Source organism: Ulvibacter antarcticus (assembly GCF_003688405.1).
Classification (GTDB): domain Bacteria; phylum Bacteroidota; class Bacteroidia; order Flavobacteriales; family Flavobacteriaceae; genus Ulvibacter; species Ulvibacter antarcticus.
On sequence record NZ_REFC01000012.1, the window covers coordinates 876,187 to 896,452 of the forward strand.

The window sequence follows — 20,266 nt, forward strand, 5'->3', positions numbered from 1 at the left end:
CACAAAAAATTTAAAGTAAAAACAATTGATCTTCTGTTTAACTAATCTACTAATTTTTCCAACAGATAATCGGGTGCTTTTCTCGGTTTATTCGTAGCACTATTTACAAATACCAAAGTAGTATTTGCGGTGATAAGAAGTTTACCCTCTTGATTATGAATTTCATAGTAAAATTCGATGCGCACTGTAGGAATTTTTGTAAGAGAAGTAGTGATGGTTATAACATCATCATAATAGGCCGGAGCCTTATAATCGATATTTAAATTGATTACCGGTAAATGAATGCCGTTTTCTTCCATGAATTTGTAGGAAAACCCCATATTTCTTAACCATTCGGTTCTTCCCTGTTCTAAATATTGTGCATAATTTCCATAGTAAACGATCCCCATTTGATCAGTTTCTCCATATCGCACTCTCAAATTTGTCTTTGATTTTTTCAAAATTTTATAGCTGTAAAAAGGAACTTTTTTTGTAGTTTTAGAATTAATTAAGTATGCGAAAAAAAAAGAACAAATTCAATACCCTTCATATTTTTTTTTTCATTTTTTTGTTCACATATTTGCATTGTTAATAAATGTTAAGGAAAACACTTTTTCTCGTTTAATAACCGCACCCAAAAATTAAACTAAAACCTCAAAAGAGAACTATGAGTAAAACTGCCGAATCGGTTTGGAACAATTGTTTGTCCTTTATTGAAGATAACATAACTTCTCAGGCCTACAAAACTTGGTTCGAACCAATAAAAGCGGTGAAGTTATCAGACAATGCTCTTAGTATTCAGGTACCCAGTAAATTTTTCTACGAATGGCTTGAAGAACATTACGTTAAATTATTAAAAGTCGCGCTTACCAAAGAAATTGGAACAACGGCTAAGTTGGTATATGTCATCAAGATGGAAAACACTTATGGCAACAAACAACCATTTACTGAAAGAATTCCAAGTTCAAATCGAAGCAACACTCAAGCATCTCAGGAAGTTGATGTTCCTTTAAAAAATAAAAGTCCGGAGTTAAAGAATCCTTTTGTGATCCCGGGAATTCGAAATGTAAAGATCGAATCACAATTAAATCCGAATTATAACTTTGATAATTTCCTAGAAGGTGAGTCTAATCGCTTGGCTCGTTCTGCAGGATTAGCAGTTGCTAACAAACCAGGAGGTACTTCTTTTAATCCATTGTTGATATTTGGAGGCGTCGGTTTAGGTAAGACACACCTAGGTCATGCCATTGGTGTAGAAATAAAAGACAAATACCCAGAGAAAACAGTATTATACATTTCTGCCGAAAAATTTACCCAACAATATATTGAGTCTGTTAAAAAGAATAACAGAAATGACTTTATCCATTTCTATCAAATTATCGATGTTCTTATCGTAGACGACATCCAACTACTTTCGGGTAAAGCTGGAACTCAGGATGTATTCTTCCATATTTTTAACCATTTACATCAAAATGGAAAGCAGGTTATACTTACCAGCGACAAGGCTCCTGTTGATATGATCGATATTGAGCAACGATTGCTTTCCCGTTTTAAATGGGGACTTTCCGCAGAGCTTAATCATCCGGATTACGATACGCGCGTTGCTATCATTAAGAACAAGTTGTATCGCGATGGCGTTGAAATGCCTGAAGATATTGTCGAATTTTTAGCTAACAACATTAAGACAAATATTAGAGAATTGGAAGGTGCTATCATTTCATTGATCGCCCATTCGTCCTTTAATAAACGTGAAATAACTATTGAACTTGCCAAAAAGATTGTCGACAATTATGTGAAACACACCAAGCGTGAAGTTTCTATAGATTATATACAAAAGGTGGTAAGTGATTATTTCCAAATGGATGTTGATACTTTGCAATCCAAAACACGAAAGAGGCATATTGTACAGGCGAGGCAGTTGGCGATGTTTTTCGCAAAAAAATTCACCAAAGCTTCATTGGCTTCAATTGGCTCTCAAATCGGACAACGCGATCATGCTACCGTGTTACACGCCTGCAAAACAGTCGATAATCTTTCTACTACCGATAAACAATTCAGAAAATACGTAGAAGACCTTAACAAGAAGCTGACGCTATAATTTTCTTTTCTTCGGAATTACTTCTGAAATAATTTCCTATTTTTAAATATGCAAACAAAAATACTCATGGTATGCCTTGGCAATATCTGCCGCTCTCCATTGGCTGAAGGTATACTGAAATCGAAGGTTGATTCTTCAAAAATTCAAGTGAATTCTGCAGGAACAGGACATTGGCATGTTGGCAATGCTCCTGATCCAAGAAGCATTGCAGTCGCTAAAAAAAATGGCCTTGATATTACAGACCAGCGAGGAAGACTGTTTATTGCCAGTGATTTCGACACCTACAATCATATTTACGTCATGGATAGCTCCAATATGGAAAATGTCCTTGCATTTGCAAAAACAAAAGCACATCGTCAAAAAGTTACAATGATCTTAGAAACCATTTTCCCGGGAGAGAAAGTGGATGTCCCGGATCCTTACTATGGTGGTAATATGGGTTTCGACAATGTTTTTAAAATGTTGGATGAGGCCTGTGATGTGATTGCAGCCTCTTATATAAATTAAAATGATATTTCCGAATACTATGAAAAAATTATTTACACTCTTAATTGCGCTTTTACCACTCAACATATCAACCGGGCAAAATATCGAATTTGAACTCGTTAATGACAACTTATATAAACCTCTTGCATTAACACATGCTAATGATGATCGATTATTTGTTGTTGAGCAAACGGGATTAATAAAGATTATTTATCAGGATGGCACTCTTGAGCCTATTCCTTTTTTAAACATTGCCAGTATAATTACCTCTCAAGGCGAACAAGGCTTATTAGGCCTGGCCTTTCACCCGAACTATATCACAAACGGCTATTTTTTTGTAAATTATTCCGATCTTAATGGGCACAATCAGATATCAAGGTATTCTGTAGACCCAGTTAATCCAAACCTAGCTAATCCAAATTCAGAGTTACCCCTTCTCTTAATCGAACAACCAGGAAATGCCCATAATGGTGGATCACTGGCCTTCGGCCCTGATGATTATCTCTATATCTCTTCAGGCGATGGCGGTAGTAGCTTCAATGCACAAAAACTTGATATTTTATTGGGTAAATTATTAAGAATAGATATAGACAATCCTTCTGGAGGAAAGAATTATGGGATTCCTTCCGATAATCCATTTGCAGGAAGTACCACAAGTAAAGAAGAAATTTGGGCCTATGGTTTGCGAAATCCTTGGAAATTTTCTTTTGACTTTGACGAGAATAATCTCTGGATTGGAGATGTTGGTCTGTTAGATTGGGAGGAAATAAATAAAGTTGGTATAACGGAAGCTGGGTTAAATTATGGCTGGCGTTGCTGGGAAGGCAATCATCCGGCTTATACATCTGGCTCTTGTCCTCCAATAAATGAAGTCACTTTTCCCATTGCTGAATATCCTCATGGTAATGGTGTTTGCGCTGTAACCGGAGGTTACGTTTATAGAGGATCGCAATACCCTTCTATACAAGGAGTCTATTTTTTCGCTGATTATTGCAGTGGAGTGATTGGAACTATTGACCAAAACAATACGGTTACATATTATGAGAGCTTAATTGGTTCTATTGGTAGCTTCGGAACTGATGTTAATGGAGAATTATATATTTTACAAACTAGAATAAATCCGAATGGTGCCGTTTTAAAGTTGAAAGGAGATACTTTAGGAGTATACGACAATTTTGATTCAAATTCCCTTTCTATTACCCCTAATCCCGCTTCTGAAATGGTTGCATTTCAATCTCAAAAAGAATTAATAAATTCTATCACGATCTACGATCTAAGAGGGACTGTACTAATAAACGAAGAAAACTTAAATACTTCCGAGAAAACTATAGCTATTGAAGCTCTTCAAAACGGAATGTATTTGGTGCAGACCAAAACCGAAACTGGTAAGCTCCATAATTCAAAACTAATCATCGAGTAAAGCTATCCAAAAAAGTTAAAAAAGCACTGCGCTTTATATATCTGTAGGTTTTCACTACATTAGTAAGCCTAATAAATCTACTATGAAAAATCTCCTTTTCTCGCTGTTCTTTATATTTTTTTCGTTTACTATTTCAGCACAAGATATTGACATTGAACTAATTACAAGCGGTTTCAGTAATCCGATAGACATCCAGAATGCAGGTGATGATCGATTATTCATCGCTGAACAAGGAGGACGAATAAAAATATTAAATCCCGATGGTACCGTAAACCCTACTCCATTCTTAAATATTTCAACCTTAGTTTCAGGTGGAAGTGAACAAGGCCTACTCGGACTTGCGTTTCACCCCGATTACGCTTCCAATGGTTATTTCTTTGTGAACTACACCAAAACAAATGGAGATACACGAATCGCGAGATATACAGTAGATCCTTCCGATCCGGATGTTGTTTTAGCGGGTTCTCAACTTACAATTATTGAATACGATCAGCCATTTGGTAATCATAATGGAGGGGGTATCGCATTTGGCCCCGACGGTTATTTATACATTGCAACTGGAGATGGTGGTAGCGGTGGAGATCCTGGAAATCGAGCTCAAAACACCACGCTACTTCTTGGAAAATTACTACGTTTAAATATTGACATCCCTGCCGGAGGAAATAATTACTCCATTCCCGCAGACAATCCATTCTTTGGTTCTTCTTCTCAAGCTCAGGAAATTTGGGCATATGGTCTTCGTAATCCCTGGCGATTTTCTTTCGATAGTGAAAACGGCGATCTTTGGATAGGTGATGTTGGTCAGGGGGATTGGGAAGAAATTGATAAAGCCGGACTTACCGAGGCAGGAATTAATTATGGTTGGCGATGTTATGAAGGTAATATGCCTTATAATACCACTGGATGTCCTCCTGTTGGAGATCTAACATTTCCTATAGCCGAATATTCTTCGGGACCCGGATCACCTCATTGTTCAATCACAGGAGGAATTGTGTACCGAGGAACTGCGCAACCAACTTTAATAGGTCATTATTTCTTTGGTGATGTTTGTAGCGGCATGATAGGATCGATTGCTCCAGATGGCACATTAACCGATCATGGTACTTTTGGCGGCTCATGGGTAGGTTTTGGGGTTGATATCAATCAGGAGTTATATGTGTTATCTCATGGTGGAAATTTCAATCGTGTAGTAGAAGTCGTAGTAGCAGGAGTTTCAGATTTTGATACTGCTCAAATCACAATGGTTCCTAATCCTGCTTCGGAAGTGATTGCAATTTCAATAGAAAATGACCGAATTCAATCGATACGAATTACTGATATGAAAGGAAGCACTTTGTTTTCCGAAGATAAATTAACTTCAGAAAAAGACATAAACATAGGTGGTTACGAGTCTGGACTTTATCTTGTAAATATTGTCACAGAAAACGGAAATTCTACAACAAAAAAACTACTTATAGAGTAAATAAAATATGCAGCAACCAAAAGGTAATTTATATTTAATCCCTTGTACATTAGGTGATACTCCTCCCTTAGAAGTGTTGCCTTTGTTAGTTAAAAAAGCCATTGAACACATTAATCATTATGTGGTTGAACATGAAAAAAATGCAAGAAGATTTATAAAAAATATCGATTCGAAAAAAAATCAGACGGATCTCGTGATGAGTGAAATAAACAAATTCACTAATGCCGACGATATTCCTCAGATGTTAGAACCTTGCTTACAAGGTTTTGATTTGGGTGTGATTTCAGATGCAGGTTGCCCGGGAATCGCAGATCCAGGTGCTGCTGTGGTTCAGGAAGCACATCGACAAGGCATAAAAGTAGTTCCTTTGGTAGGGCCATCCTCTATTTTACTAGCAATGATGGCAAGTGGTTTTAATGGTCAGAATTTCGCTTTTAACGGCTATTTACCCATCGATAAAGGAGAACGGAAAACAACCATAAAACGTCTTGAGAAATTATCTTCAGAATACGACCAGTCACAATCCTTTATAGAAACACCCTACCGAAACAATCAACTATTAGAAAGCCTATTGCGTACCTTAAATCCGGATACGATGTTGTGTGTTGCCTGCGATATTACGTTGCCTTCAGAATATATAAAAACGGCAAGTGCGGCAGATTGGAAAAAAATAAAGGTGGACCTTCATAAAAGACCCACCTTATTTATTATCCAAAAGTAGTTAATTACAATACCTTCGCTTTCTTATTAGGAACGATAAAAGAAGTATCGTAGCCTGAGAATTTTCTCAAATAATACTGTACGCTTACTCCATTTGCATCTTCGAAGATCTCTGCTCCTGCGCTTCTTAAAAATTTCTTGACGTTTCCTGCGCCGGCAAGATGTGCAGCTGCAAGGATTCCCGATTCGGTCACTTTTACTCCATTAACGTATCTTCCTGTGAATCTTTTGATGTCTCTTCTTAATATCCACTTATTACGCTCAGTGTTTGCTTTGAAAGCCTTTTCCTGTAATTCGGCATCTTCCATGAAAGAATCTGAATTATTGATTCCAATCATTTTCAAGGTATTTTTGGAGAACTGATATTTCCCCATATAACCATACTGATTCACAATCTCATAATCCCCTCTTGATTCTTTAAAACCCAAGGCCTCTTTAAATCCAACATAAGTCTTTCCCAGGTATAAGTTGTATTGAGGCAATACTTCTATAGGCATTAATTCCTCATCCTGATTAGGAACATGATAGAAATACGCCATACCATGCGTCTTATAGTCTGATAAGTCAACTTTTTTGAAAGAAAAACTCGATGCAACTAATACAGTTACAATGACTACTAATGATACTTGTAAAATATTTTTTTTCATTACTTTAAAAATTCAAGTGAGAAAATTCACACTTCATTTTCAGCGCGCAAAAATACAACTTTTATTTTAAATCTGATAATCAGACTGTTAATAAATGTTAAAATGGGGAATACACTAAACCTTGAATGCATTTTCCTACAAATTATTTGGCTAATGTAAGAATGAAAAGTGATTGATTTTGAAGTCATTAACAAAATTTAACCACAGAGTTATGAACAATTTAACGATTGCAACATACTGTATTTCAGTTTAATAGGCTGTAAACTGCAGTATTACTCGAAAAATTCATTTTGGGAGAATTGTGTAAGAATTGACTACATACAAGTTTAACCATCGAAATAAGTTAGAAATATCATGATTTCTATCTATTCACTCCATTGGCATTTACCCAACGTACATACTCCTGTTTATTGCGGTTGTGCTGCGCCAAAGTCTTGGCGAATTTATGATAGCCAAAATTAGTCACATCGGCTACAAAGAAGATATAGTCGTGATTTTCATGGTTTAACACACCGTCAATAGAAGATATATCCGGCATACTGATGGGTCCGGGAGGCACCCCTGTATATTTATAAGTATTATATGGCGAATCAATTTCAAGATCAACATATAGCACTCTTTTTATAATCTGATCAAAATTGTTTTCACTTAATTTCTTGGCGTAGATAACGGTAGGATCTGCTTGCAATAACATCCCTTTTTTAAGTCGATTAGTATACACTCCTGCAACTCTGGGGCGCTCATCAGCTTTTGCAGTTTCCTTCTGAACAATAGCCGCCAGTGATATAACTTCTGTATGCGTAAGCCCTAATTCCTTTGCTTTCTGATCACGCTCAGCAGTCCAAAATGCCTTGTATTCTTTTAGCATACGATCTCTAAAACCTTCAGTGGTTGTGTTCCAGTATAATTCATATGTATTTGGAATGTACACCGACATTGCAGTAGCATTATTAAGTCCTGCTTCTTTCAGAAATGCGGGGTCACGCATCGCTTCGAGCAACGACAGACTATCTGGCTCTATTTGTCCGGCTAATTGTCCTGCAAGGTTTTCAAGTCGTTCCTGATTATTAAATTTTACGAAAATTGGAATATTCTTACTTCTTATGGTGTTGATAATATCATTATTATTCATCCCCTTCTCTATAATGTAATGCCCGGATTTGATATTAGACGCATAGCCCTTTTTATTCGCCACTTTTTCAAATGAACTCATATTATCTAACAGAGGTTCCAATTCTTCGCGAACATCACTAAAACTGGCTCCCGTAGGAATATAAACATGTGCTTCTTCATTATTAAAAGCCGTATTCGGACTAAAAATATTAGTGTAAATATAAAAGGCGAAACCTCCCATAATCACTAATCCGATAAGAGCAACAGCCCACAAAATTTTCTTTATATACATCTTTACTTTTTATGCTTTCTATTTGATAATTGTAAAATTAAGATTGAATTCGCTGAAACAGCAGTTCGTTTTTAAATTTCCCTTCGGAAAAAATCCAGTCTTTTTTGCTTCCGGAGAGTTCAAAACCTGCCTTCTTAAAAAGCTCAATACTTGCAATGTTTTCTTCCGAAATATTTGCATAGATCTGATGCACATCTAAATGTTTGAAAGCATAATTACTAATTAATTCCAATGTTTCCGAAGCATATCCATTACCTCTATCCGCTTCAGATAAAATAATGATTCCAAGTCCGACCCTTTTGTGCTTAGGTTCAAAATCGAACAAATCTATAAACCCTAAAGCTCTTTCTTCCGAAGCTAAACAAATTACTAATCGCAATTGTCGTACTTCATATATATCACGCAATGAATTTTCAAGATATTGCTTTAAAACAAATTTCGAATAGGGTGTTGTGGTATTACTTATTTCCCAAATGTTTTCATCATTCTCTAAATTGTAAAGAAATTCGAGATCGCTCTCTTCCAATGCTCGAAGTATAATGTTATCGCCCGTTAATGTTAACATGTCCAGATTCCTTTAAATACAAATGAAGCAGGACCTTCAAGATAAATATCTGTAAATCCTGTTGCCTGCTTTTTAAAACGCACTGTTAAAACGCCACCAGGAGTTTGCAGCGTCACCTTATTAGAAGTTGTTTTTCCGGTTTCGAACATAGCCAGAGCTACAGCCGTAACTCCAGTGCCGCATGACAAGGTTTCGGCTTCAACACCACGTTCATAGGTACGTACTGAAAAAATATCATTTCCCAAAGCTTGTACAAAGTTCACGTTCGCTCCTTCCTTTCCATAAATAGAATTCCTAATATTAGCTCCTTCATAATCCACATCGAATGTGTCGAGTTGAGACACGATCTGCACGTGATGAGGGGATCCTGTATCTAAAAACGTACAGTTTTCAGAAAGAGAGATTCTAGATACGTCGGCCATTTTTAGAGAAACATTCATCCCTTGAATTGACGCCTCATGTAGTCCGTCTACAGCTTCAAATTTCGCAGTTATATCCACAATGCCAAGTTGTTTTGCAAATTGAGAGATACATCGTCCTCCGTTACCGCACATGGAACTTAAATTCCCGTCGGAATTATAATACACCATATTAAAGTCCAGGTCCGGGTGATTTTCAAGTAGAATAAGACCGTCGGCACCTATGCCAAACCTTCGGTCGCATATTTTAGCCACCAGTTCGGTATTGTTTTTGATAAAAATACCTTGACGATTATCGATCATTACGAAATCATTTCCCGTTCCCTGATATTTAAAAAATGGTATTTCCATGAGCACAAAGGTATAAAAAGCCGACTCGAGTTAAAATGTTTTTTTTAACTAAACAGTGACGATCTATCTCGTTAATGCTTAGTGTTAAATGAGCGTTAAAGTTGAAATTTCAAGGAAATAATTTCGTCTTATAATTGTTACAATATATGAATCTAAATATTTACTTATGAAACAGACAATGCGTTTATTCGTCGTTGCGCTAGTTGCCGGCGCAGTTACACTTGGAGGATACAAATATTTTATCGAAGGTGAGAACACTTCTGCACTACCTCAACAAGAAAGGCAAACAAATTTTATTCCTACCAGTTTTTCTTCGGAAGTAAACGGAACTTCGCTCGACTTAACTGAAGCTGCAGAAAAAACAGTCCATGCGGTAGTACACGTAAAAAATACTACTCTTAGCAGGGAGCCATCAAATATAATGGAATACTTTAACGGTGGTGGTCAACCGCGGGAAATGGTAGGTTCAGGTAGTGGGGTAATAATTACTCCCGATGGCTATATTATTACAAATAATCATGTAATCGCCAATGCTTCTCAATTGACAGTTACCTTAAACAATAATAAAACATACCAAGCCGAACTTATTGGAACGGATCCCAAAACCGATATTGCATTGATAAAAATTGATAGCAAAGATGAATTTCATTACATCCCTTTTGGTGATTCGAACAACTTAAAAATTGGGGAATGGGTTTTAGCAGTTGGTAACCCTTTTAATTTAACTTCTACAGTCACTGCAGGAATTATTAGCGCCAAAGGTCGGGACCTTAATGAATTCGATGGCAATCCACAGTCGTTTATTCAGACAGATGCCGCTGTGAATCGTGGAAATAGTGGAGGCGCACTAGTTAACACTAATGGAGAACTTATTGGAATTAATACGGCTATCACTTCTGAAACTGGTTCTTATGTTGGTTACTCCTTCGCAGTTCCATCCAACAATGCGCGAAAAGTGATTGAGGATATTATGGAATACGGAAACGTACAACAAGGAATTCTTGGAATTAGAGGTACTAATCTCAACTCTAAATCTGCAGAACAATTTGGTGTAAAGCAGACTCAAGGTGTATATGTCGCCGGAATTGAACGAGGAAGTGGAGCAGATAAAGGAGGTATAAAAGAAGGGGATATAATTAATAGTGTAGATGGAATTCAGATTTCGAAATTCTCGGATCTAACAGGTTATCTTGGCTCCAAAAGGCCAAATGACATTGTAAATGTTAGCATTTTAAGAAATGGCGAGGAAAGAGTAGTTCCGGTAACTCTAGTTAAACTAGAAACCTACGAGATAGATTATCTTGGTCTGGAAGTTAAAAACGCAAGTAAAACAGACCTTGCAGACAGAGGAATTCCAAATGGTGTAATTGTAACGAAAGCACTTACAAGAGATATTTCACAATATAATCTGGCTGGTGTTCTTATCACTAATATAAATGATGAAAAAGTGTCATCTATCGATGATGTAAAACAAATTATGGCTGCACGCAATTTTAATGCTCCTATAAAAATGACCTTTGTAAATCAAAAAGGAGAAACTAACACCTTTATATTTAGGTAGCTAAATACATATAAAATTGAAATTGAGGTCATCTAAAATTCATTAGACGGCCTCAATTCATTTATAATCGCTTTTATTGATACAATTACGATCTAAATAACGCAAATTTTTCAGAGAAAATAATAGAAAGTTCAATTGGCTACCTTCAAGAACTTTAGACCTGTATTTATTTTTAAAATTAGCGTTCACAAACGAATAGAAATACCTATTTTTGCACAAAATTTTTAAACCCTTTCTTTACTCATCTGCAAGCTTGTAGTGAGCGTAAGAAACTAAAAACTATACAACTATGAGTTTTGATGACGTTTATGAAAAAGAACTGTCTTTTCAAACCGATCGCCGCAAGGCTAGCGTAGAGTTCATTAATATTATTAGTGATCTTTGGTACGACAAATCAATTGAATTAGTACTGTTTAGAAATCAGTTAATAGATCGAAATGTAAGTGAAATCCTAAATTTACACGAATACGCCGGAGAATTTGTTCAAAAACCGATCTCAATCTTCGATTCTGTTGAAATTGCCCAAGCAATAAAAACTTTGGATTTGCCACCTGCTAAGCTGGATATAGGTAAACTAACCTATGAGTTCCATTTAGAAGACAATAAGTATTCTAACGCGCTTGCTTTTGTTTCAGAAAAATTGAAAGAGGCCAAAGAAACTAAAGAAATTTCTCCTAAGGATGTTGTTTTATATGGCTTCGGAAGAATTGGTCGTTTGTTAGCTCGTGAGTTAATGACCAGAACCGGAAAAGGGAATCAAATGCGATTGCGTGCGATTGTTACTAGAGGAAAAATCGATAAAATTGTATTGGAAAAAAGAGCTTCTTTACTTCAATACGATTCTATCCACGGAGATTTCCCTGGAACCGTTCGCATAGACCTTGAAAATAAAGCCCTTATCATTAACGGAACCACTGTTCATATGATTTCTGCCAATGGTCCTGAAGAAATCGATTATACTGCTTACGGTATCGATGATGCCTTAGTGATCGATAATACTGGTGCCTTTAGAGATAAAGAAGCACTAAGTCGACATTTAACTTCAAATGGTGCTTCAAAAGTATTATTGACCGCACCTGGGAAAGGAGTTCCAAATATTGTACACGGTGTTAATCATACAGAATACAATCCGAACGAAGTAGATATTTTCTCTGCTGCTTCTTGTACAACCAATGCAATCACTCCGGTTCTTAAGGCAATTGAAGATTCATTTGGTGTTGTTCAGGGACATCTTGAAACTATCCACGCATATACAAATGACCAAAATTTGGTTGATAATATGCACAGTAAATACCGTCGTGGACGTGCAGCAGCACTAAATATGGTAATTACTGAGACTGGTGCAGGAAGTGCAGTAACTAAAGCACTCCCTTCTTTTGAAGGAAAATTAACTTCAAATGCGATTAGAGTTCCCGTTCCAAACGGTTCATTAGCAATTTTGAAACTAGAACTTCAAGCTTCAACATCGATAGATGGTATTAACGCAGTAATGAAGAAATACGCCCTTGAAGGTGATCTAGTAGAGCAGATTAAATATTCGCTTAACAACGAATTGGTTTCCAGTGATATCGTTGGCTCTTCGGCCCCTTCTATTTATGATAGCAACGCAACTATTGTAGCCAAAGACGGAAAAAACGTTGTGCTATATATCTGGTATGATAATGAGTACGGATATAGTCATCAAGTAATTAGACTAGCGAAGTATATTTCGAAAGTAAGAAGATTTACTTACTATTAGTAGTAACTTATTATAATTTCTGAAAAGCCTGTTTTAATTAACGGGCTTTTTTTTATTCGGAAATATATACGTTTCCAATCTATAACATCAGGTTGTGTTGATACAGTATAACACTTATCTTTATAGAATGAAAGTCGTAAAAGCCTCTGAAGCACATCTGGAATTATTAGTCCCTCTATTTAATGGGTATAGAATGTTCTACAAACGAGCTTCAAATCCTGAAGCAGCCCGGAAATTTTTAAGTGAACGTTTTAAAAAGAACGATTCGATGATCTTTTTAGCGATTGCTTCAAATGGAAACGGTCTGGGTTTTACACAACTCTACCCGAGTTTTTCTTCCGTAGCCATGCAACGAACCTACATCTTGAATGATCTTTATGTCGCTTCCGAAGCTAGAAAAAAAGGAGTTGGAGAAGCACTTATGGAAGCCGCCAAGGAGTTTGCAATCGCACAAGGAAGCAGAGGCCTCACTTTAGAAACAGATGCCGACAACCCGGCTCAAAAATTATATCAACGCCTGGGCTGGAAGAAAGATACTACAGTGAATCATTATACTTGGGAGGCATAATTTAGCCTAATTACCTATTTTTACAGTTAAAATTATTTGTTATGGATCATTTAACGAAGTTGGAAGAAATGCTCGACCGTGCCAATACGGAAATTAAAAACGGGAACTACGAATCTGCTTCTAACATACTTGAAAAAATTATTGACATCGATTCTAACTTCGGAAAGGCATATAATCACCTGGCATATTTATATGAAGTAAAATTCAAGGAATACGAAAAAGGCGAAACACTTTACAAACTGTGTTTAGAAAAAAGCCCAATGTATCCGGCGGTATATTATAATTATTCTATCCTTCTTTCTACTCTCGGAAAACATACCGAATTAAAAGAACTCCTGGATACAGCATTAACCATTCCGGGCGTCGTAAAGGCTACTGTCTTTAACGAATATGCCATAATGTATGAGCAACAAGGAAAGTTGGATGAAGCCATCGAATATTTCAAAAAATGTGCTTTAGACACCTTAGACAAAAACGTTTTGAATCGGGCTAAGGAATCTATTGATCGATGTAAATTAAAAAAAGAATTACTATAAAGAATGCGAATAGATATAATTACAGTATTACCCGAATTACTTACAAGTCCGTTTGAAGCTTCAATCTTAAAAAGAGCCATCGAAAAAGGATTGGTATCGGTGCATATGCACAATCTTCGGGATTTTTCTACCAATAATTACAATCAGATAGATGATTATCAATTTGGAGGTGGTGCCGGAATGGTAATGATGATAGAACCCATAGACAAATGCATTTCAAAGTTAAAATCGGAAAGGGATTATGATGAGGTAATATATATGACTCCCGATGGCGAAACGCTTAACCAGAGTATCGCCAATCAGGTTTCGCTTCAGGAGAATATAATCATCCTCTGCGGACATTATAAAGGAGTGGATCAGCGAGTGCGTGATCATTTCATTACACGGGAAATATCTGTAGGTGATTACGTTTTAAGTGGAGGTGAACTTGGAGCTGGGATTTTATGCGATGCAGTTATACGATTAATTCCGGGTGTTTTAGGGAATGAAACAAGTGCGTTAACAGATTCGTTTCAAGACGATTTATTAGCGCCTCCTATCTATACTCGTCCTTCCGAATACAAAGGTTGGAAAGTACCGGAAATACTATTAAGTGGGCATACCGCCAATATTGAGGAATGGCGGGAAAAAGAGGCCTATAAGCGCACCGAAGCGCGACGTCCCGATCTTTTGGAGGAATAGGGATTTTATATATAAATTAAATTTAAATAAAAATGGAAGATCTTTCGGTTGGGTTCTATCTAGGGTTTATAGTTTTTGTAATCGCCCGATTGCTTATTTTAATTGCTTGTATTTTTTTAGTTAGTAGGTATAAGAGCACTGCTACCTATTTAATGCTGGGCGGTATCATTCTTTCAATTCTATTTTCTATGGGTGGACAATTAAGTCATATACTCATGAATTACAACGATCCCGAAAAAATAGTACAGGCTCAGGGTGTGATTACATTGTTGAATGGTTTAGCTGAAGTGATTCTAGGTGCGGGAATACTACTATTTGTCATTCAAATAATAAAGAAAAAACAAATTTCAAATTGATTACTTTTATTTTCTGAAAAAACTACCCATACTAACTTATGAAAAACATCATATCCACAATTTGTATCATCGCATTCTTTTCATCTTGCAACGACAACGCAAAAAAGGAACAGCAAACAGACGCCACCATGGAATCATTCTCTGAATTCGCAGAAAACTATTATCAGGAAAATCTGAAGTTAAATCCGATAAGTGCCACACAAGCAGGCGACTCTCGTTATAATGATCTTTTTCCTAATTATTTAGATAGTCTTCAAATAGAAAAAACCAAGAGTTTTTATAAAAACACGAAGAAAGTGCTGGCAAATTACAGCGATGCAGATCTGTCTGAAAGTGAAATCATGAGTAAGAACATTCTTGAATGGGAATGTGATATCAATTTAGAGACCTTATCGTTTAAGAATTTCAGATACTTTCCTATCGATCAGATGTGGACAGTGAATTTAGGGATGGGTCAATTTGCCAGTGGTGCTAGTGCACAGCCATTCAAAACAGTGGAAGATTATAACAATTGGTTAGAACGAGTAGATAGTTATCTTATTTGGTTAAATACTTCGGAAGAAAATATGAAGCAAGGAATGAAAGAAGGTTACATACTCCCAAAAAGCCTTATCACTAAAATTGTACCTCAGTTAAAGGAAATGACGCAGCCAAACATTGAAGATCATTTGTTTTATTCACCTATTAAGAACTTTCCTGAAGGTTTTTCCGAAGAAGACAAAAATCAATTGACAGAGGCATATACATCAATGATTAAAGATAAGCTCATTCCAACCTACCAGAAGCTTTCCGATTTTATGGCTGGCGATTATATGACGGCAGGAAGAACAAGCAGCGGAATTGCTAGTATTCCGAATGGGGACGATTATTACAAACATCAGATTAAGCTATACACGACTACCAACATGACTGCCGACGAAATTCATCAATTAGGGCTTTCAGAAGTTGCACGAATTTTATCTGAAATGGAGAAAGTGAAAACAGAAGTTGGATATAAAGATGATCTCAAATCCTTTTTCAACTATGTACGCGGCAAAAAAGAGCTTATGCCCTATTCTCAGCCAGAGCAGATTATATCCAATTTTAATGACATCCATGAAACAATGAAACCACAATTGGAAAAGTTGTTCGACAAAAAACCAAAAACTCCATTTGAGGTTAGACAAACTGAGGCTTTTAGAGAGAATTCAGCCAGTGCAGAGTACAATCCCGGGTCGGTAGATGGAACGCGACCGGGAATTTTCTATACACCAATTCCGGATGCTACCAAATACAATGTCTACAGTGATGAGTCATTATTTCTGCACGAGGCTATTCCCGGACATCATTATCAGATTTCGTTGACGCAGGAAAATAACGATTTACCAAAATTCAGAAAAACGCTTTGGTATAGTGGTTATGGCGAAGGTTGGGCCTTGTATAGCGAATCCTTAGGAAAGGAGCTTGGTTTATACACAGATCCTTATCAGTACTTCGGAATGCTGGGTGCCGAAATGCATCGTGCCATTAGATTGGTAGTGGACACGGGAATACACTCGAAGGGATGGACACGGGAAGAGGCAATACAATATTCATTGGACAATGAAGCTGAAAGTGAAGCGGGGATTATTTCAGAAATAGAACGATATATGGCGAATCCGGGGCAGGCCTTGTCGTACAAAATAGGACAATTAAAAATACGAGAGTTAAGAACGAAGGCGTCTCTTGCATTAGGTGATAAGTTCGATATCCGTGAATTTCATAACCAAGTTTTAGAAACGGGCTGTGTTCCGCTAGCGTTGCTAGAAGCTAAGATCAACAGATGGATCGACAAGAAATAGTGAATGGTAAGTAAACCGTGATGGGGGTTTTTTAAAAGCAATTAAAAAATCTACATAAACACTTGCAACTTAGTATTAAATACTTATTTTTGCACCCACTTAATCCAACCTCTGGCGAGAAACGTGAATGTTGTTTTAATAAAAACTTTATCAATTAATAACAATGGAAGAGTTAATTAAATTTGTTCAAGACGAATTTGTAACCACAAAAGATTTTCCTCAGTTTGGAGCCGGAGACACTATTACAGTGTACTACGAAATCCGTGAAGGTGAAAAAACAAGAACACAGTTCTTTAGAGGAGTAGTAATTCAAGTAAAAGGAACTGGTTCTTCTCAGACCTTTACAATTAGAAAAATGTCTGGTACAGTAGGAGTTGAACGTATTTTCCCAGTGAATTTACCAGCTTTACAGAAAATAGAGATCAACAAAAAAGGTAGTGTTCGTAGAAAGCGTATCTATTACTTTAGAGGTCTTACCGGTAAAAAAGCAAGAATTAAAGAGAAGAGATACTAGTATTTCACTCAAAATAAAAGAAAAGCCTTTGGAAACCCCAAAGGCTTTTTTTATGAACAATTGTTAAGAAGTACGGTTGATAAACGGTTAATATTTAAAGCGTTGCAAATTGTTGTTTTTTCAATTTCTTGCTTTATATTTATAATATCAAAATGATGTAAAAGTCAGGATGATACTATAAAGAAACGTTCTTTTTTAGTCATTTTTAATTGTTTGATTTACTCACGATCTTTGTGTCGGCGAGTTTCGAGATTGAAAATTGTATAAAAACAGAAACGACTTTATATTCTTTTTCTAATTGTTTGAGATACTTCTTGATACTTGTATCAATAATGTGTTGAGATTAGAAAAAGGTTGAGAACAATATTTGGTTGATGTAGATTGACTTTTAGTTAATAGTTCAACATAAATAAGTTCTCGTTGAAATAAATCACGGTTACAAGGGTTTAATAAACTTGTCTTGATTTGCCATTGGTAAATAGCCGGTAACGATTTTTTCACAAGAAGCCATATCAAGATAGCAATATCAGGATATGGCTTTTATTGTTTAGTAAATTGCCAATTCGGGATTTAGGTTTTAGGGTTTTTTAAAATTAAACCTGAAACTTAAAACCTGATGTTTTAAAATACCTCGTCAAATACGTATATTTGCAGCTGCTTACCGAGGTAGGCAATATCTTTGAATTCTAAACAAACTATATGACAAAAGCAGCCAAAATTATCTATACAAAAACAGACGAAGCCCCAGCATTGGCAACGCAATCTCTATTACCTATTATAAAAGCCTTTACCGCACCTTCAAACATTGTTATCGAAACAAGAGATATCTCGCTGGCTGCACGAATTCTCGCCCAATTTCCAGAATATTTGAGGGATAATCAAAAAGTTAACGACGCTCTTACTGAGCTAGGCGAATTAGCTAAACAACCAGAAGCAAATATTATAAAATTGCCAAATATTAGTGCTTCCGTCCCACAACTTATAGAAGCAATTTCAGAACTACAAGCAAAAGGATTCAATCTACCCGATTACCCGGAAGATCCTCAAAATGCAGAGGAGAAAATGGTTAAAACCAGTTATGACAAAGTAAAAGGAAGCGCTGTAAACCCTGTGCTTCGTGAAGGAAACAGTGATCGTCGTGCTCCAAAAGCTGTAAAAAATTATGCCAAGAAAAACCCACATAGCATGGGTGAATGGAGTAGCAACTCTAAAACGGAAGTAGCCACAATGAGCAAAGGTGACTTTATGCATAATGAGAAGTCAGTTACAATAAAAGGCGATGGCTCTGTAAACGTAGTGCTTACCAAAACGGACGGTGCTAAAACAGTTTTAAAAGAAAAAATTACAGTCTTAAACGGTGAGATTATCGATGCAACCAAAATGAATAAAAAAGCATTGATCACATTTTTAGACAATGAAATCAAGGAAGCCAAAGACAAAGGGATATTATTCTCCTTGCATATGAAAGCCACCATGATGAAGGTTAGTGACCCAATCATTTTTGGTCATGCTGTTGAAGTTTATTTTAAAGATCTTTTCAAAAAATACAGTACTGAATTTGATACAATTGGTGTAGATGTTCGTAATGGTTTTGGAGATCTTGTTAGTAAAATTGAAGAACTTCCAGCTGAAAAGCAAGATGTAATTAATGCTGCTATTAAAAAAATTCTTTCAGAAAACGCATCTTTAGCAATGGTTAACAGCGACAAAGGCATAACCAATCTACATGTTCCAAGTGATGTAATTATCGACGCTTCCATGCCAGCTATGATTCGAAACTCCGGACAAATGTGGGGCGCAGACGGGAAAAGCCACGACACCTTAGCCGTAATACCTGATAGCAGTTATGCAGGAATCTACAGCGCAACTATAAATTTCTGTAAAAAACATGGAGCTTTCGACCCAACAACAATGGGTACTGTTTCTAATGTAGGATTAATGGCTCAAAAAGCTGAAGAATACGGATCTCACGATAAAACCTTCGAAATTCCTGCAAATGGAAAAGTAAGTGTGATAGATGATAAAGGGATGACCCTAATGGAGCACACCGTTGAACAAGGCGATATCTGGAGAATGTGTCAGGTAAAAGATCTTCCTATTCAGGATTGGGTAAAGCTTGCAGTGAACAGAGCAAGGGCTACGAATTGGCCAGCAATTTTCTGGTTAGATGAAAATCGCGCCCATGATGCCGAGCTTATTAAAAAAGTAAAAACCTATTTACCGCAACACAATATTGAAGGACTCGATATTAAAATCCTGTCGCCCGAAAAAGCTACCGAATATACATTGGAACGTGTAAAAGCTGGAAAAGATACAATCTCGGTGAGTGGAAACGTGCTGCGTGATTATCTTACAGACCTCTTCCCTATTCTTGAATTAGGAACAAGTGCAAAAATGTTATCAATCGTTCCTTTGATGAATGGTGGGGGCTTGTTTGAAACAGGTGCCGGAGGTTCTGCTCCAAAGCATGTGCAACAATTTATGGAAGAAGGTCATTTAAGATGGGATTCTCTTGGTGAGTTTTTGGCAATTGGAGTTTCACTTGAGCATTTAGGAGAGACTTTTAACAACCCTAAAGCGACTCTTTTGTCCGAAACTATAGACGATGCGACCGAAAAATTACTTGAAAATAATCAAGGCCCATCTCGAAAAGTAAACGAACTCGATAATAGAGGAAGTCATTTCTATCTAGCACTATATTGGGCAGAAGCATTGGCAAACCAGAACAAGGACGAGATGTTGAAAAACAGATTTGCACCTGTCTATAAAAAACTGAACGAGAATAAAGAAAAGATCCTTCAGGAGTTATTACAGGCACAAGGTCATCCGGTAGATATTGGAGGTTATTATGAGCCCACAGATAAGCTCGTGGTTAGTCAAATGAGACCTAGTGATACCTTGAATCGCATACTTTCTGAAATAAAATAATTGCAACAAGCT

At 36.6% G+C, this 20,266-nt stretch carries 19 protein-coding genes; 14 read left to right on the top strand and 5 right to left on the bottom strand.

What is annotated here, in order from left to right:
• Positions 1 to 41 precede the first annotated feature (41 nt).
• The gene (locus tag BXY75_RS08805; RefSeq protein ID WP_121907329.1) at positions 42 to 440 is read right to left on the bottom strand and encodes an acyl-CoA thioesterase; all 399 of its coding nucleotides are present in this window, start codon (positions 438 to 440) and stop codon (positions 42 to 44) included.
• 206 nt (positions 441 to 646) lie between these two features.
• On the opposite strand from BXY75_RS08805, the gene dnaA reads away from it, so the two are divergent.
• The 5 genes from dnaA (at position 647) to BXY75_RS08830 (ending at position 6,166) form a co-directional block, all read left to right on the top strand.
• A complete protein-coding gene (dnaA, locus tag BXY75_RS08810) occupies positions 647 to 2,077 on the top strand; it encodes a chromosomal replication initiator protein DnaA (protein ID WP_121907330.1) in 1,431 nt (476 codons plus the stop codon).
• 48 nt (positions 2,078 to 2,125) lie between these two features.
• Positions 2,126 to 2,584 carry a low molecular weight protein-tyrosine-phosphatase gene (locus BXY75_RS08815; protein WP_121907331.1) on the top strand — a complete coding sequence of 153 codons (459 nt, stop codon included), beginning with the start codon at positions 2,126 to 2,128 and terminating at the stop codon, positions 2,582 to 2,584.
• A gap of 19 nt (positions 2,585 to 2,603) precedes the next feature.
• The gene (locus tag BXY75_RS08820; protein WP_170152874.1) at positions 2,604 to 3,983 is read left to right on the top strand and encodes a PQQ-dependent sugar dehydrogenase; all 1,380 of its coding nucleotides are present in this window, start codon (positions 2,604 to 2,606) and stop codon (positions 3,981 to 3,983) included.
• An 82-nt stretch (positions 3,984 to 4,065) separates the two neighbouring features.
• Complete coding sequence (locus BXY75_RS08825) at positions 4,066 to 5,445, top strand: PQQ-dependent sugar dehydrogenase (RefSeq protein WP_121907333.1); 1,380 nt, start codon at positions 4,066 to 4,068, stop codon at positions 5,443 to 5,445.
• Positions 5,446 to 5,452: 7 nt separating this feature from the next.
• Positions 5,453 to 6,166 carry an SAM-dependent methyltransferase gene (locus tag BXY75_RS08830; protein WP_121907334.1) on the top strand — a complete coding sequence of 238 codons (714 nt, stop codon included), beginning with the start codon at positions 5,453 to 5,455 and terminating at the stop codon, positions 6,164 to 6,166.
• A 4-nt stretch (positions 6,167 to 6,170) separates the two neighbouring features.
• Here the strand turns inward: BXY75_RS08830 and BXY75_RS08835 are convergent, their stop codons facing one another.
• From BXY75_RS08835 to dapF, 4 genes are all read right to left on the bottom strand, one after another.
• The gene (locus tag BXY75_RS08835) at positions 6,171 to 6,812 is read right to left on the bottom strand and encodes a peptidoglycan-binding protein LysM (RefSeq protein WP_121907335.1); all 642 of its coding nucleotides are present in this window, start codon (positions 6,810 to 6,812) and stop codon (positions 6,171 to 6,173) included.
• Between the two features lie 361 nt (positions 6,813 to 7,173).
• A complete protein-coding gene (mltG, locus tag BXY75_RS08840; RefSeq protein ID WP_121907336.1) occupies positions 7,174 to 8,217 on the bottom strand; it encodes an endolytic transglycosylase MltG in 1,044 nt (347 codons plus the stop codon).
• 37 nt (positions 8,218 to 8,254) lie between these two features.
• Positions 8,255 to 8,782, bottom strand: a complete 528-nt coding sequence (locus BXY75_RS08845; RefSeq protein ID WP_121907337.1) for a GNAT family N-acetyltransferase — start codon at positions 8,780 to 8,782, stop codon at positions 8,255 to 8,257.
• Complete coding sequence (gene dapF / locus BXY75_RS08850) at positions 8,776 to 9,552, bottom strand: diaminopimelate epimerase (RefSeq protein WP_121907338.1); 777 nt, start codon at positions 9,550 to 9,552, stop codon at positions 8,776 to 8,778. Before dapF ends, BXY75_RS08845 begins: the two co-directional genes overlap by 7 nt.
• A 166-nt stretch (positions 9,553 to 9,718) precedes the next feature.
• Here dapF and BXY75_RS08855 point away from each other — a divergent pair, with 166 nt between their 5' ends.
• The 9 genes from BXY75_RS08855 (at position 9,719) to BXY75_RS08895 (ending at position 20,254) form a co-directional block, all read left to right on the top strand.
• Entirely contained in the window at positions 9,719 to 11,113 is a 1,395-nt protein-coding gene (locus BXY75_RS08855; protein ID WP_121907339.1) for a trypsin-like peptidase domain-containing protein, read from the top strand.
• A 289-nt stretch (positions 11,114 to 11,402) separates the two neighbouring features.
• On the top strand, positions 11,403 to 12,851 hold the full coding sequence (locus BXY75_RS08860) for a glyceraldehyde-3-phosphate dehydrogenase (protein ID WP_121907340.1): 1,449 nt from the start codon (positions 11,403 to 11,405) through the stop codon (positions 12,849 to 12,851).
• A 127-nt stretch (positions 12,852 to 12,978) separates the two neighbouring features.
• Positions 12,979 to 13,419 (top strand): GNAT family N-acetyltransferase, encoded by a 441-nt coding sequence (locus BXY75_RS08865; protein ID WP_121907341.1) that lies wholly within the window; start codon positions 12,979 to 12,981, stop codon positions 13,417 to 13,419.
• Between the two features lie 41 nt (positions 13,420 to 13,460).
• Entirely contained in the window at positions 13,461 to 13,955 is a 495-nt protein-coding gene (locus tag BXY75_RS08870; RefSeq protein WP_121907406.1) for a tetratricopeptide repeat protein, read from the top strand.
• A gap of 3 nt (positions 13,956 to 13,958) precedes the next feature.
• A complete protein-coding gene (trmD, locus tag BXY75_RS08875; protein ID WP_121907342.1) occupies positions 13,959 to 14,636 on the top strand; it encodes a tRNA (guanosine(37)-N1)-methyltransferase TrmD in 678 nt (225 codons plus the stop codon).
• Positions 14,637 to 14,668: 32 nt separating this feature from the next.
• Positions 14,669 to 14,992 (top strand): hypothetical protein, encoded by a 324-nt coding sequence (locus BXY75_RS08880; RefSeq protein WP_121907343.1) that lies wholly within the window; start codon positions 14,669 to 14,671, stop codon positions 14,990 to 14,992.
• A gap of 38 nt (positions 14,993 to 15,030) precedes the next feature.
• Positions 15,031 to 16,812, top strand: coding sequence for a DUF885 domain-containing protein (locus tag BXY75_RS08885; RefSeq protein WP_121907344.1), 1,782 nt, complete (start codon positions 15,031 to 15,033; stop codon positions 16,810 to 16,812).
• A gap of 163 nt (positions 16,813 to 16,975) precedes the next feature.
• Entirely contained in the window at positions 16,976 to 17,326 is a 351-nt protein-coding gene (gene rplS, locus BXY75_RS08890) for a 50S ribosomal protein L19 (protein ID WP_121907345.1), read from the top strand.
• Positions 17,327 to 18,025: 699 nt separating this feature from the next.
• On the top strand, positions 18,026 to 20,254 hold the full coding sequence (locus BXY75_RS08895; RefSeq protein ID WP_121907346.1) for an NADP-dependent isocitrate dehydrogenase: 2,229 nt from the start codon (positions 18,026 to 18,028) through the stop codon (positions 20,252 to 20,254).
• The last annotated feature ends 12 nt before the right edge of the window (positions 20,255 to 20,266 follow it).

What these genes read in the sequence shown, in the direction of transcription:
- dnaA (WP_121907330.1), top strand. Translation starts at nt 647, where the DNA reads ATGAGTAAAACTGCCGAATCGGTTTGGAACAATTGTTTGTCCTTTATT.
- BXY75_RS08815 (WP_121907331.1), top strand. Translation starts at nt 2,126, where the DNA reads ATGCAAACAAAAATACTCATGGTATGCCTTGGCAATATCTGCCGCTCT.
- BXY75_RS08820 (WP_170152874.1), top strand. Translation starts at nt 2,604, where the DNA reads ATGAAAAAATTATTTACACTCTTAATTGCGCTTTTACCACTCAACATA.
- BXY75_RS08825 (WP_121907333.1), top strand. Translation starts at nt 4,066, where the DNA reads ATGAAAAATCTCCTTTTCTCGCTGTTCTTTATATTTTTTTCGTTTACT.
- BXY75_RS08830 (WP_121907334.1), top strand. Translation starts at nt 5,453, where the DNA reads ATGCAGCAACCAAAAGGTAATTTATATTTAATCCCTTGTACATTAGGT.
- BXY75_RS08835 (WP_121907335.1), bottom strand. Translation starts at nt 6,812, where the DNA reads ATGAAAAAAAATATTTTACAAGTATCATTAGTAGTCATTGTAACTGTA.
- mltG (WP_121907336.1), bottom strand. Translation starts at nt 8,217, where the DNA reads ATGTATATAAAGAAAATTTTGTGGGCTGTTGCTCTTATCGGATTAGTG.
- BXY75_RS08845 (WP_121907337.1), bottom strand. Translation starts at nt 8,782, where the DNA reads ATGTTAACATTAACGGGCGATAACATTATACTTCGAGCATTGGAAGAG.
- dapF (WP_121907338.1), bottom strand. Translation starts at nt 9,552, where the DNA reads ATGGAAATACCATTTTTTAAATATCAGGGAACGGGAAATGATTTCGTA.
- BXY75_RS08855 (WP_121907339.1), top strand. Translation starts at nt 9,719, where the DNA reads ATGAAACAGACAATGCGTTTATTCGTCGTTGCGCTAGTTGCCGGCGCA.
- BXY75_RS08860 (WP_121907340.1), top strand. Translation starts at nt 11,403, where the DNA reads ATGAGTTTTGATGACGTTTATGAAAAAGAACTGTCTTTTCAAACCGAT.
- BXY75_RS08865 (WP_121907341.1), top strand. Translation starts at nt 12,979, where the DNA reads ATGAAAGTCGTAAAAGCCTCTGAAGCACATCTGGAATTATTAGTCCCT.
- BXY75_RS08870 (WP_121907406.1), top strand. Translation starts at nt 13,461, where the DNA reads ATGGATCATTTAACGAAGTTGGAAGAAATGCTCGACCGTGCCAATACG.
- trmD (WP_121907342.1), top strand. Translation starts at nt 13,959, where the DNA reads ATGCGAATAGATATAATTACAGTATTACCCGAATTACTTACAAGTCCG.
- BXY75_RS08880 (WP_121907343.1), top strand. Translation starts at nt 14,669, where the DNA reads ATGGAAGATCTTTCGGTTGGGTTCTATCTAGGGTTTATAGTTTTTGTA.
- BXY75_RS08885 (WP_121907344.1), top strand. Translation starts at nt 15,031, where the DNA reads ATGAAAAACATCATATCCACAATTTGTATCATCGCATTCTTTTCATCT.
- rplS (WP_121907345.1), top strand. Translation starts at nt 16,976, where the DNA reads ATGGAAGAGTTAATTAAATTTGTTCAAGACGAATTTGTAACCACAAAA.
- BXY75_RS08895 (WP_121907346.1), top strand. Translation starts at nt 18,026, where the DNA reads ATGACAAAAGCAGCCAAAATTATCTATACAAAAACAGACGAAGCCCCA.